Genomic DNA, 13,201 nt, shown 5'->3' with positions numbered 1-13,201 from the left:
AACGAGCCAGGAGCCATGAGCGCCAACGATCGCGTACTGATCAACCAGATGGTCGAGGAGCAGCGCACCGCCCGCTCCGTTCCGCTCTCCTTCGACGCCACCTTCGAACGGTTCGCGTGCGCGCACGCCCTGCACGGGTTCGGCCTCTCGGAGGAGGAGATCGAAGCCGGTGTCATCGGTGGCGCCGACGACGGCGGCATCGACGGCGCGTACGTCTTCCTCGGCGGCCGGCTCCTGCACGAGGACAGCGAGATCTTCCAGCAGCATTCCTCGGTCGCGAACATCGACGCCAAGACGCAGTTGACGCTCTGGCTCGTCCAGGCCAAAACCAGTCCCGCCTTCTCCGAGGTGGCCCTCGACAAGGTGGCCTCCACCTGCTCGAACCTCCTCGACATGGAGGTCGACGAGTCTGCCGTCAGCATCCTGTACGACGACGACCTGCTCGCCCGGTTCGCCCTGTTCAGGAGGGCGCTGTCCCGGCTGCTCACCCGGCATCCGACCGTCCTGATCAAGTTCTCGTACGTGACCCGTGGTGAAGCCGCCCAGGTGCATCCCAAGGTGCTGGCCAAGGCCAAGATCCTGGAGGCGCAGTTCACCAACGCCTTCGCCATCTCCACCGGTGAGGTCGAGTTCCTGGGACCGGCCGAGCTGTGGAAGCGGGCCAGCACCCTGCCCTCGTACACCCTGGAACTTCCCTACCGGGAAAGCATCACCCATGGCACCAGCCACGTCGCGCTGGTCGCACTGGGCGAGTACATAGAGTTCCTGAGCGATGACACGGGGGTGATCAAGTCCCACATCTTCGACTGGAACGTCCGCGACTATCAGGGGGATGTGGAGGTCAACCGGGAGATCACGGCGTCCCTCCAGAATCCCGAGGCGCCCGAATTCTGGTGGCTCAACAACGGCATCACCATCGTCTGCTCGCAGGCGACCTCGGTCGGGAAGCGGCTCAGCCTCTCCGACGTGCAGATCGTGAACGGCCTCCAGACGTCGTACACCCTCCACGAGACGCTGCGCGATCGGTACGTCGCCGATCCCTCCGACCCCGTGTTCGGCCGGCTCGTCCAGGTACGCATTCTCGTCACCGCAGATCAGGCCGCCCGCGACGCGGTGATCCGTGCCACCAACCGGCAGACCACCGTGCCGGTCGCCTCGCTCCGGGCCACCGACGACATCCAGCGGCAGATCGAGTCGTACTTCCTCGAACACGACTGGTTCTACGACCGCCGCAAGAACTTCTACCGGAACCAGGGGAAGTCCGCCGACCGCATCGTCAGCATCCCGCTCCTGGCACAGTCGGTGATGGCCATGGCATTGGGGCGCCCCGACTACGCCCGCGCCCGCCCCTCCAGCCTGTTGAAGTCCGACTCCGACTACGGACGGGTCTTCTCCGACAAGACCGAACTCCCGGTCTACCTGTGGCTCGCCCAGGCCCAGCGTCACGTCGACGACTTCCTCCAGTCGAGGTCCGAGCCGATCTCGCGCTCGGAATACACCAACCTCCACTTCCACCTGGCGATGCTCGGCGCCGTCGACCTGCTGGGCAAGGTGTTCAGCAGGCCGGACTCGCTCGGCAACGCCGCCCGTGAGGGCGTCTTCCCGAGCCCTGCCCGCCTCGAAGCCCTGTGGCAGGCACTCAAGGAGCAGTTCGAGAACTTCCAGAAGGAGAAGAAGTGGGGGGCGGACAAAACCGCGAAGAGCGGTGACTTCGTCACCTATCTGACGTCCAACCTCGGATACGGGGCCCTTCGTCAGCGGTGATCCCCGAACGCGGAGCTCGGGGAACGGCGGGTGGGAGAATGGGGTGGTGACCGTTCCTCGCACCTCCGCCGTCTCCGCCGCCCGGCGGCGCACCGCCATCGACGCACTGCGGCGCGGCGCCGTCCCCGAGAACGGACTGGACCTCCTCGCCACCGGGCTGGACCGCTTCGAGTCGGCGCTCGACGCCGAACTCGACGCGGTCGCCTCCGGCGCCTCGGTGTTCAAGGCCGTCCGGGGGGAGTACGGATCCGGCAAGACCTTCTTCACCCGCTGGCTCGGTGAGCGCGCCAAGCAGCGAAACTTCGCCGTGGCGGAGATCCAGATCTCTGAGACCGAGACCCCGCTGCACAAGTTGGAGACCGTATACCGGCGTCTCACCGAGCGGTTGGCCACCACGAGCTTCCCGCCCAGCGCGCTCCGGCCGGTGGTGGACGCCTGGTTCTACGCGCTGGAAGAGGACGCCTTGGCTGCCGGGGCCAGCGAGGACGAGCTGAGCGGCGAGGTCGAGCGGCTGCTCGCCTCGCGGCTGAGCGAGGTGTCCCGACATGCTCCGTCGTTCGCCACGGCACTGCGCGGATACCGGGCCGCGCTCGCCGAGGGCGACGAGGCGACCGCGGCGGCCGTCCTCGCCTGGCTCGGTGGGCAGCCCCACGTGGCATCGGCCGCCCGCCGGTCCGCCGGCGTTCGCGGGGATCTTGACCACTTCGGGGCCCTGGGCTTCCTTCAGGGCCTACTGACCGTCCTGCGGGATTCCGGGCACCGGGGACTGTTCGTCGTGCTGGACGAGGTGGAAACCCTCCAGCGGGTACGGTCAGACGCCCGGGACAAGGCACTCAACGCGCTGCGCCAGCTCATCGACGAGGTCCATTCGGGACGGTTTCCCGGCCTCTACCTGGTCATCACGGGAACGCCCGCCTTCTACGACGGCCAGCAGGGCGTGCAGCGGCTCGCTCCGCTGGCTCAGCGCCTCGCCACGGATTTCACGACAGACCCGCGCTTCGACAACCCGCGGGCCGTCCAGGTACGGCTGAGCGGCTTCACCCATGACTCACTGACCGACCTCGGGGTGAACATCCGCGACCTGTACGCGGCCGGCGCCACCGCCCCCGACCGGATCGGAGCCCTGGCCGATGACGCGTACATCGCCGACCTCGCTCGGGCCGTGGGCGGGGCACTCGGAGGGAAGACCGGAGTTGCACCCCGGCTCTTCCTCAAGAAGCTCGTCGGTGACGTCCTGGACCGTATCGACCAGTTCGAGGACTTCGACCCTCGTCGGCACTACCGACTCACGGTGACGAACGAGGAACTGACCGACGTGGAGCGGAACCTGGCCGGAACCCCGTCCGCGGCAGACATCGACCTGGAACTGTGACGGGCCCCGCCGGGGACCCCGTCGACCGACTCGACCCCGTCATCCTTCATCACGTGGTGAACACGCTCGGCTGGCCGGACCTGCGTCCACTGCAACGGGCAGCGATCAATCCCCTGATGGACGGGGAGGACGCGATCCTCCTCGCTCCAACGGCCGGGGGAAAGACCGAGGCCGCCTGTCTGCCGGTCCTCTCAGCCATGTCGGCCCACGGCTGGACGGGCACTTCGGTCCTGTACCTCTGCCCGCTCAAAGCGCTGCTCAACAACCTCGTCAACCGCGTGGACGCATACGCCCAGTGGCTCGGGCGCGCCGCTTCCCTCTGGCACGGGGATACCAGGGAATCGCAGCGCCGGCGCATCCGCGCCGATCGGCCCGACATCCTCCTCACCACGCCGGAATCGCTCGAAGCGATGCTGATCGGTGTGAAGACGGACCACGCCCACCTATTGGGCGGCATCAAGGCGGTCATCGTGGACGAGGTACACGCCTTCGCCAGCGACGATCGGGGCTGGCACCTGCTGGCAGTGCTGGAGCGTCTCGAACGGGTGACAGGACGTCCGATCCAGCGGATCGGACTCTCGGCAACCGTCGGAAATCCCCAGCAGCTCCTCACCTGGCTGCAAGGCTCAGGGGCGGGACGGCGCCCCGGTCAGGTCATCGCGCCCGAACTCCCCCAGGCGCATCCAGGCTCTGCTGGTCAGCCGGGATCAACGGAGATCAGCACCCCACCACCCGGAGACATCGAACTCGACTACGTAGGGTCCCTCGCCAACGCCTCAAAGGTCATCGCGGCGCTACACAAAGGCGAGAAGCGTCTGGTGTTCTGCGATTCCAGGCGCCAGGTGGAGGAGCTCGGCGCGGCGCTGCGTGCACGTGAGGTCACGGTGTTCCTGTCGCACGCCTCACTCTCGGCAGACGAGCGAGCCAGGTCGGAACAGGCGTTCGCCGAGGCACGCGACTGCGTCATCGTCTCCACGTCAACCCTGGAACTGGGCATCGACGTCGGTGACCTGGACCGGGTCATCCAGATCGACTGCCCCGGCACGGTCGCGTCCTTCCTCCAGCGCGTCGGCCGTACCGGACGCAGGGCCGGGTCCACCCGCAACTGTCTGTTCCTGGCCACGCGGAAGGAAGCCCTGCTGCAGGCAGCGGGTCTGCTCCTGCTCTGGGCCCGTGGCTGGGTCGAACCGGTCGTCGCGCCGCCCGAGCCACGGCATCTCGTCGCGCAGCAACTCCTCGCCGCGACACTGCAGCAGCACAAGCTGGGCGATCAGTTGTGGCCTGATCAGTGGAACGGGCTGGCGCCCTTCGACCGTTCGGCTGCTCCCATCCTTCGTCACCTCCTGGACGAGGGATTCCTGGACTCCGATGGCGGTCTGATGTACATCGGCCCCGAGGCAGAACGTCGTTTCGGGCGGCGTCATTTCATCGAGCTGACCGCCTCGTTCACCGCTCCCCCGCAGTTCACCGTTCTGTCCGGGCGCACAGAGATCGGACAGATGGATCCCACCGTGCTGACCGAGGAACGACCTGGACCGCGCCGCCTGCTGCTCGCCGGTCGCAGCTGGCAGGTGACATTCATCGACTGGGGTCGCAAGCGGGCCTTCGTGGAGCCCGTAGACGGCGGAGGCGTCGCCAAGTGGTCAAGCGGCATGCTCACCGGCTTGTCCTACGCTCTCACGCGAGCGATGCGCGAGGTCCTGCTCGGCGCCGACCCGCTCGTCTCTCGCACCGGGAGAGCGGAGGCCTGCTTGCGAGAGTGGCGTGAGGAAGAGGCACCTTACGTGGTCCACCCCGGTGGGTCACTCGTGGCACGACAGGGCGACGACGTCCGTTGGTGGACCTGGGCCGGCTATCGCGTCAACGCCACACTGGCAGCGACGCTGTCGGCGATCGCCGACCCGGTGCAGAGGCCGACCGACTGCTACCTCCGACTGCGCGAGGACCTGACACCGGACATGTGGCGCGCCGCCCGAAAGACTGCAGGACCCGGTTCTACGCTGGTGCTACCGGATGTCGACCAGCGAGCCGTTCACGGATTGAAGTTTTCCGCCGCTCTGCCGTCCCGGCTTGCGACGGCCACCGTCGCAGCCAGGCTTGCCGACTTCGACGGGGCACGCGCGGCCCTGGCAGAACCGGTACGGTTCTTCGCTCTATGACCCCCATCCCGCCAGAGCCGCACCGACATGGGCAGGTGGGCTTTAACGTTCCCCACGACGCTGGGCGTTGCGCCGAGCCTGGGCGGTTCGTCGCCACTCAGAACAGCCAGCACGGGACTGCGCTCGCCCCGGAAACTACGAATGACCTGCTGACGGACCAGGTGGGTGCTCGCCCCAGTCGTTCCGATCTGCCCTGTCTCGACAAGCCGCGTGAACAGATTCGAACTGGCGCCTGGAGAAGTACATGCCGTGGATCATTTCCGACGTGTGCGGCAGTAAGGAGCGCGGGTGGCATGGCTTGATCCAGCTGGGGCTGAGGTCAGCCGCTGCTTGGTACCGACGCCTCGGTTCAGCTCCGCATAGCGATCCAAGCTTGCCATGCGGTTCATCTCTTTCTGGAGATTCCGGTCGCTGTCCGGGTAGTAGAAGCCTCCACGCTCCGCGTCAAGCGCTGGATGCGCACGCAGTGGCTCTTGCTCGAAGGCGACCGGGGCCGTCTGGCGCCATTCGGCGCCCGTGCCGTCGGGGAAACCGGTCAGCGCTCGGATGCCGGCCAGGGTGACGTTGGCCTGCGGGGTGCCGTCGTCGAGGACGTGGGCGCTGCCGAGGACACGGGCCGCGAAAGCAGGCTGAGACGCGTCCTCCTGGTCGCAGAGGAAGTGGCCAGTAAGCATGGGGCGGTTGCGAGGACAGGTGTAAGTCAGCCAAGAGCTCTCGCCCCCGTCTGCGTGCCTGTCCGCTGGGGGACAATGGGCGGCGTTGACCGTCACCGCCAGCGCCAGCGCCCCGGAGCCTCGACCGGACGGTACAGCCCCTTCGCCCACCTCACCGTGCAGAACACAAGTGCGGCGCGCCCGCGCCGGGCTCCGTAGGTGCCGGGTGAACGCCGACGAGCCCGCGCCGACGGAACGGCGTCGGGCCCAGGGCCCCGTTCCACAGGCACCGCCGACCCCGCGGGCACCGCCGGCCCCGCGGGGCACCCCGGCATTCCCCGGCGTTCCCGGCATTCCCCGCCGCTCCGACCCTCCCGGCGTATTCGAGGAAACGCGAGAGGAACGGGAAGTGGAAACCCTACGATGAATTCCATGAGTGCGCTGATCTTCCTCCTGTCGCTCGGCACAGTCTGTCGCGTCACGCGATTCATCACCAAGGACGCCCTCGCTGCGGGGTTTCGCTCCCGGGTCGCCAACCGTTTCGGCGAAGACTCCCACCCGGCATATCTGATCACCTGTGGATGGTGCGCCAGTATCTGGGTTGCGGCCGCCGTCACCACGCTCGCCCACTGGGTCGGAGGGGAAACGTGGTTCCAGATGGGCGCCATGACGCTCACCCTTTCCTATCTCACCGGCCTGGCAGCCAACTGGCTTGACTGACAGTCATGTCAGGAGAATCTTCTTTATCAGCGCCAGAGATAATATGACTATATGGCGGTGAGTGTCACCGTGCGATGCCCGGGGATAAAAGGCACAGGGAACGGGCCGGGGACTCGTCCTGCCTCGGAGTTCCCCGGACCCTCCCCCTTGACCGGCCGCCGGAGCGGCCGAACAGAAGGAGGAAGACCATGGCATGCAACTGCGGACGCGCCGGGCGGTCCACGCTCGTCTACCGGCTGGTCCTCCCCAACGGGGTCACGCGCGACTACCCCACGCGACAGGAGGCCGACGCGGCCAACAGGAGGGCGGGTGGGGGCGGTTCCATCACGGCGGTCCGCCCGTAGGGTCCCTGTCGGCACGAGGAAGCGGCCGGCTCCCGTGGACGCGCACCCGCACGGCATCGCGGGCATCTACCGGCCATCCGCCGCACCGCACCACCGCGCAGGTGACACGGCGCAGGCTCCGGTGGGCATCCTGCCCCCACTCCGGCGGACGCCGGAAGGTGACGCGCCCACCGACAGCCCCTCGACGTACCCGACAGCCGGTGCGCCGAGGGGCTGCGGCGGGCCGTGACACCCCCGAAAATTCCGGATACCGCGAAGGAATATCGCAGTTCATCTCGGTGCTGAATCCTTTCCTTTCGGCCGTGATTCCACCAGACTGTCTCAGGAGCGCGAGTACGCCCGGCACGCCCGGTTGAGAACACCCTGGAAGACGGCGGAAAAGGGAGTCTTTTCCTCTTGGAAGAGTGCGCCAAGGCGCCGCGCGATTCGGGTTTAGCTCCTCTCGCACGCCTGGGCGCGCTGAGCCGAACGAGTGGTATTCCCTTCACCCGTCTAGCCCAAGACCCCACCCGGAATGCCTACTGCTGATATCAGCAGGTGATGCGCCCCGACTCCGCGTGGACTAAGGGCTCCTTCCAGAACGCCGCACCAGGTTTTCCGCGTGCGTTCCACGCTCCGCCATACGGGTGAAGGAAATCGTCTGCTTTCGTGGGTCATCCGAAAGGGAGCCATACCATGGCCAGTTCGATCACCACCGTGACCTCTGCACCGGATCCATCCGTCTTCGGCCAGGCGGTCACCTTCACCGCCACCGTCCAGCCGGAACTCGCCGGCGGCCCCACCCCGACCGGCAGCGTCGAATTCGTCGTCGACGGCGTGTCCGTAACGACGGTGCCGCTCGACACGAGCGGCCAGGCACAGTACACGACCAGCGATCTGGAGGTCGGTCTCCACGGGGTGGAGGCCGACTACTCGGGCGACGCAGAGTACGACCCGTCCACGGGAGCGGACACCCAGGAAGTCACCCTCGCGAACACCACCACCACGCTGTCCTTCGACCCCGAACCCTCGGTCTGCGGCGAGACGGTGACCTTCACCGCCCAGGTGACCCCCATTCCGCCGGGCGCGGGAACCCCCACCGGGCTGGTGTCCTTCATCGTCAGCGACGACGGTCCGGTGCTGTCCGCCCCCGTGGACGTGAACGGGCAGGCACAGGTCAGCATCAGCAACCTGGACGTCGGCTTCCACCAGGCAGCCGCCTTCTACACCGGCGACGCGGACTTCGACGGGTCGAACTCCCCCCTGACGCTCCACGTCGTCAACCACGCGCCCGTCTCGGTCGACGTCTCGGCGGACCCCAACCCGTCGGTGTGCGGTGAGACGGTGACGCTCTGTGTCACCGTGGCGTCGGTCTCGTCGGGCGTCGGCAACCCGTCGGGCTCGGTGACCTTCGCCGGTCCCGGCGGGCTCAACGAGACGGTGTCGCTGGACGCGGGCGGCATGGCGTGCGTCACCACCACCGTGCTGGAAACCGGCACGGTCACCGTCACCTACGGCGGCGACGAGTGCTATGCAAGCGCGACCGGGACCTTCGACGTGACGGTCAACCCGGCAGCCAGCACGGTGTCGGTGACGGTGGACCCCAACCCCTCGGTATGCGGCGAGTCCGTGACCGTGTGCGCCACGGTCACCGCGGTGGCACCCGGCAGCGGCACCCCCACCGGAACCATCACCTTCACCGGCCCCGGCGGACTCAACGAGACGGTGCCCCTGAACCCCGACGGCACAGCATGCGTCACCACCACCGTGCTGGAAACCGTCACCGTCACCGTCACCTACGGCGGGGACACGTGTTTCACCGGCTCGACCGGGACCTTCGACGTGACGGTCAACCCGGCAGCCAGCACGGTGTCGGTGACGGTGGACCCCAACCCGTCGGTATGCGGCCAGACCGTAACCGTATGCGCCACCGTCACCGCAATGGCACCCGGCAGCGGCACCCCCACCGGAACCATCACCTTCACCGGCCCCGGCGGACTCAACGAGACGGTGCCCCTGAACCCCGACGGCACAGCATGCGTCACCACCACCGTGCTGGAAACCGGCACCGTCACCGTCACCTACGGCGGGGACACGTGTTTCACCGGCTCGACCGGGACCTTCGACGCGACGGTCAACCCGGCAGCCAGCACGGTGTCGGTGTCTGTGGACCCCAACCCGTCGGTATGCGGCCAGACCGTAACGGTGTGCGCCACGGTCACCGCCGTGGCACCCGGCAGCGGCACCCCCACCGGAACCATCACCTTCACCGGCCCCGGCGGACTCAACGAAACCGTGCCACTGAACACGGGCGGCACGGCGTGCATCACCACGACCACGCTGGAAACCGGCACCGTCACGACCGTCTACAACGGCAACGGATGCCTCTCCTCATCGACCGGCACCGCACCGGTGACGGTCGACCAGGCAGCCAGCACCACCACCGTGTCGGTGGACCCCAACCCCTCGGTATGCGGCCAGACCGTAACCGTGTGCGCCACGGTCACCGCGGTGGCACCCGGCAGCGGCACCCCCACCGGAACCGTCACCTTCACCGGGGCCGGCGGACTCAACGAGACGGTGCCACTGAACCCCGACGGCACAGCATGCGTCACCACGACCACGCTGGAAACCGGCACCGTCACAGCCGTCTACAACGGCGACGGATGCTTCACGCCGTCGACCGGCACCGCGGATGTGGCGGTCAATTCGGCGACCAGTGCGGTGTCGGTGTCTGTGGACCCCAACCCCTCGGTATGCGGCCAGACCGTAACCGTGTGCGCCACGGTCACCGCGGTGGCACCCGGCAGCGGCACCCCCACCGGAACCGTCACCTTCACCGGGGCCGGCGGACTCAACGAGACGGTGCCACTGAACCCCGACGGCACAGCATGCGTCACCACCACCCTGGAAACCGGCACGGTCACCGTCACCTATACGGGCGATACCTGCTTCCTGCCGTCGACAGGCTCACTGGACGTGACGGTCAACCAGGCGTCGAGCACGGTGTCGGTGTCGGTGGACCCCAACCCGTCGGTATGCGGCCAGACCGTAACCGTATGCGCCACCGTCACCGCAGTGGCACCCGGCAGCGGCACCCCCACCGGAACCATCACCTTCACCGGCCCCGGCGGACTCAACGAAACCGTGCCACTGAACCCCGACGGCACAGCATGCGTCACCACGACCACGCTGGAAACCGGCACGGTCACGGCCGTCTACAGCGGGGACACGTGTTTCACCGGCTCGACCGGGGCCTTCGACGCGACGGTCAACCCGGCAGCCAGCACGGTGTCGGTGTCGGTGGACCCCAACCCGTCGGTATGCGGCCAGACCGTAACGGTGTGCGCCACGGTCGCCGCCGTGGCACCCGGCAGCGGCACCCCCACCGGAACCGTCACCTTCACCGGCCCCGGCGGACTCAACGTGACACTGGCGCTGGACACGGGCGGCACGGCATGCCTGACCACCAGCAGCCTCACCAGCGGCACCTACTCGGCCACCTACAACGGTGACTCCTGCTTCGCGGACTCGACCGGGACCTTCGACGTGACGGTCAACCCGGCAGCCAGCACGGTGTCGGTGACGGTGGACCCCAACCCGTCGGTATGCGGCGAGTCCGTGACCGTGTGCGCCACGGTCACCGCGGTGGCACCCGGCAGCGGCACCCCCACCGGAACCATCACCTTCACCGGCCCCGGCGGACTCAACGAGACGGTGCCACTGAACCCCGACGGCACAGCATGCGTCACCACCACCACGCTGGAAACCGGCACCGTCACCGTCACCTACGGCGGGGACACGTGTTTCACCGGCTCGACCGGGACCTTCGACGTGACGGTCAACCCGGCAGCCAGCACCACCACCGTGTCGGTGAACCCCAACCCCTCGGTATGCGGCCAGACCGTAACCGTATGCGCCACGGTCACCGCAATGGCACCCGGCAGCGGCACCCCCACCGGAACCATCACCTTCACCGGGGCCGGACTGAACACCACGGTGCCACTGAACCCCGACGGCACAGCATGCGTCACCACGACCACGCTGGAAACCGGCACGGTCACAGCCGTCTACAACGGCAACGGATGCCTCTCCTCGTCGACCGGCACCGCACCGGTGACCGTCAACCAGGCAGCCAGCACGGTGTCGGTAACGGTCGACCCCAACCCCTCGGTATGCGGCCAGACCGTAACCGTGTGCGCCACCGTCACCGCAGTGGCACCCGGCAGCGGCACCCCCACCGGAACCATCACCTTCACCGGGGCCGGACTGAACACGACAGTGCCACTGAACCCCGACGGCACAGCATGCGTCACCACGACCACGCTGGAAACCGGCACGGTCACAGCCGTCTACAACGGCAACGGATGCCTCTCCTCGTCGACCGGCACCGCACCGGTGACCGTCAACCAGGCAGCCAGCACGGTGTCGGTAACGGTCGACCCCAACCCCTCGGTATGCGGCCAGACCGTAACCGTGTGCGCCACCGTCACCGCAGTGGCACCCGGCAGCGGCACCCCCACCGGAACCATCACCTTCACCGGCCCCGGCGGACTCAACGTGACACTGGCGCTGGACACGGGCGGCACGGCATGCCTGACCACCAGCAGCCTCACCAGCGGCACCTACTCGGCCACCTACAACGGTGACTCCTGCTTCGCGGACTCGACCGGGACCTTCGACGTGACGGTCAACCCGGCAGCCAGCACGGTGTCGGTGTCGGTGGACCCCAACCCCTCGGTATGCGGCCAGACCGTAACCGTGTGCGCCACCGTCACCGCAGTGGCACCCGGCAGCGGCACCCCCACCGGAACCGTCACCTTCACCGGGGCCGGACTGAACACGACAGTGCCACTGAACCCCGGCGGCACGGCATGCGTCACCACCAGCAGCCTCACCAGCGGCACCGTCACGGCCGTCTACAACGGCAACGGATGCCTCTCCTCATCGACCGGCACCGCACCGGTGACGGTCAACCAGGCAGCCAGCACCACCACCGTGTCGGTGAACCCCAACCCCTCGGTATGCGGCCAGACCGTAACCGTATGCGCCACCGTCACCGCAGTGGCACCCGGCAGCGGCACCCCCACCGGAACCGTCACCTTCACCGGGGCCGGACTGAACACGACAGTGCCACTGAACCCCGGCGGCACGGCATGCGTCACCACCAGCAGCCTCACCAGCGGCACCGTCACGGCCGTCTACAACGGCAACGGATGCCTCTCCTCATCGACCGGCACCGCACCGGTGACGGTCAACCAGGCAGCCAGCACCACCACCGTGTCGGTGAACCCCAACCCCTCGGTATGCGGCCAGACCGTAACCGTATGCGCCACCGTCACCGCAGTGGCACCCGGCAGCGGCACCCCCACCGGAACCATCACCTTCACCGGGGCCGGACTGAACACGACAGTGCCACTGAACCCCGGCGGCACGGCATGCGTCACCACCAGCAGCCTCACCAGCGGCACCGTCACGGCCGTCTACAACGGCAACGGATGCTTCACGCCGTCGACGGGCACAGCGGGCGTGACCGTGAACAACGCCCAGACCACGACCGCGCTCACCATCACCCCCAACCCCGCGGTCTGCGGCCAGCCGGTGACCTTCTGCGCCACAGTCACGACCAACGCGCCGGGCAGCGGCACCCCCACTGGGACGGTGACCTTCAGCGGTCCCGGCGGCTTCAGCCAGACCGTGGCGCTCAACGCGAGCGGCAAGGCATGCGTCACCACCACCGCAGGCGCCAGCGGCACGGTCACGGCCGTCTACAACGGAGGCCCCTGCCACAGTCCCTCCGCCGCCGCGGCGAACCTGACCGTGACCCCGGCTCCCACGACGCTGACGGCTGCCCCGGCGCAGATCCGCCTGCGGACGAACGGCACGTTCGTCATCCCGTCGATGAGCGCCACGCTCAAGGTCACCTCCAGCGCCGCTCCGCTCGCGGGACAGCTGGTCACCTTCAAGGCGAACACGCTGCCCGTGCCCACCGTCCTCGGGACCGCGCTCACCAACGCCAGTGGGGTGGCGACACTGGCCCCGCCGATGCTGACGGTTCCCAGCACGGTGATCACGGCGACGAGCTACACCGCGTCCTTCGCGGGGACGAGCTGCTACGCCTCGTCCTCCGTGTCGGCGCCACTGACGCCCGTCCTCTTCCCGCTCCTTCCCTGACGGCACGCCGGTCGCCGCTCCGGGAGCCACGGGCCG

General features: G+C 68.0%; 7 protein-coding genes. 6 read left to right on the top strand and 1 reads right to left on the bottom strand.

Annotated features, from left to right (window positions below; genetic code table 11):
• Positions 1-15 precede the first annotated feature (15 nt).
• The 3 genes from OHA65_RS28220 to OHA65_RS28210 are packed head-to-tail and all read left to right on the top strand — an operon-like array spanning position 16 to position 5,295.
• Positions 16-1,764 carry an AIPR family protein gene (locus OHA65_RS28220; RefSeq protein ID WP_405762630.1) on the top strand — a complete coding sequence of 583 codons (1,749 nt, stop codon included), beginning with the start codon at positions 16-18 and terminating at the stop codon, positions 1,762-1,764.
• A 46-nt stretch (positions 1,765-1,810) separates the two neighbouring features.
• Positions 1,811-3,136, top strand: a complete 1,326-nt coding sequence (gene brxD, locus OHA65_RS28215; protein WP_405762628.1) for a BREX system ATP-binding protein BrxD — start codon at positions 1,811-1,813, stop codon at positions 3,134-3,136.
• A gap of 53 nt (positions 3,137-3,189) precedes the next feature.
• Positions 3,190-5,295 carry a DEAD/DEAH box helicase gene (locus OHA65_RS28210; RefSeq protein WP_405762627.1) on the top strand — a complete coding sequence of 702 codons (2,106 nt, stop codon included), beginning with the start codon at positions 3,190-3,192 and terminating at the stop codon, positions 5,293-5,295.
• 254 nt (positions 5,296-5,549) lie between these two features.
• Here the strand turns inward: OHA65_RS28210 and OHA65_RS28205 are convergent, their stop codons facing one another.
• Positions 5,550-5,969 carry a TIGR02679 domain-containing protein gene (locus OHA65_RS28205; RefSeq protein ID WP_405762625.1) on the bottom strand — a complete coding sequence of 140 codons (420 nt, stop codon included), beginning with the start codon at positions 5,967-5,969 and terminating at the stop codon, positions 5,550-5,552.
• Positions 5,970-6,380: 411 nt separating this feature from the next.
• Here OHA65_RS28205 and OHA65_RS28200 point away from each other — a divergent pair, with 411 nt between their 5' ends.
• The 3 genes from OHA65_RS28200 to OHA65_RS28190 all read left to right on the top strand — a co-directional run bounded on the left by OHA65_RS28200 (position 6,381) and on the right by OHA65_RS28190 (position 13,165).
• A complete protein-coding gene (locus OHA65_RS28200) occupies positions 6,381-6,668 on the top strand; it encodes a hypothetical protein (RefSeq protein ID WP_327278995.1) in 288 nt (95 codons plus the stop codon).
• Between the two features lie 188 nt (positions 6,669-6,856).
• The gene (locus OHA65_RS28195) at positions 6,857-7,012 is read left to right on the top strand and encodes a hypothetical protein (protein WP_327278994.1); all 156 of its coding nucleotides are present in this window, start codon (positions 6,857-6,859) and stop codon (positions 7,010-7,012) included.
• A gap of 675 nt (positions 7,013-7,687) precedes the next feature.
• The gene (locus OHA65_RS28190) at positions 7,688-13,165 is read left to right on the top strand and encodes an Ig-like domain repeat protein (protein ID WP_405762623.1); all 5,478 of its coding nucleotides are present in this window, start codon (positions 7,688-7,690) and stop codon (positions 13,163-13,165) included.
• The last annotated feature ends 36 nt before the right edge of the window (positions 13,166-13,201 follow it).

The sequence above is a fragment of the Streptomyces sp. NBC_00045 genome, assembly GCF_045041095.1.
Taxonomy (GTDB): Bacteria; Actinomycetota; Actinomycetes; order Streptomycetales; family Streptomycetaceae; genus Streptomyces.
The sequence above is the reverse complement of the archived record's forward strand: the minus strand, read 5'-3'. Positions and strand labels throughout refer to the sequence as shown.

Bases quoted from the DNA above. Each gene is read 5' to 3' on its own strand.
- OHA65_RS28190 (WP_405762623.1), top strand. From the start codon at position 7,688: ATGGCCAGTTCGATCACCACCGTGACCTCTGCACCGGATCCATCCGTC.
- OHA65_RS28195 (WP_327278994.1), top strand. From the start codon at position 6,857: ATGGCATGCAACTGCGGACGCGCCGGGCGGTCCACGCTCGTCTACCGG.
- OHA65_RS28200 (WP_327278995.1), top strand. From the start codon at position 6,381: ATGAGTGCGCTGATCTTCCTCCTGTCGCTCGGCACAGTCTGTCGCGTC.
- OHA65_RS28205 (WP_405762625.1), bottom strand. From the start codon at position 5,969: ATGCTTACTGGCCACTTCCTCTGCGACCAGGAGGACGCGTCTCAGCCT.
- OHA65_RS28220 (WP_405762630.1), top strand. From the start codon at position 16: ATGAGCGCCAACGATCGCGTACTGATCAACCAGATGGTCGAGGAGCAG.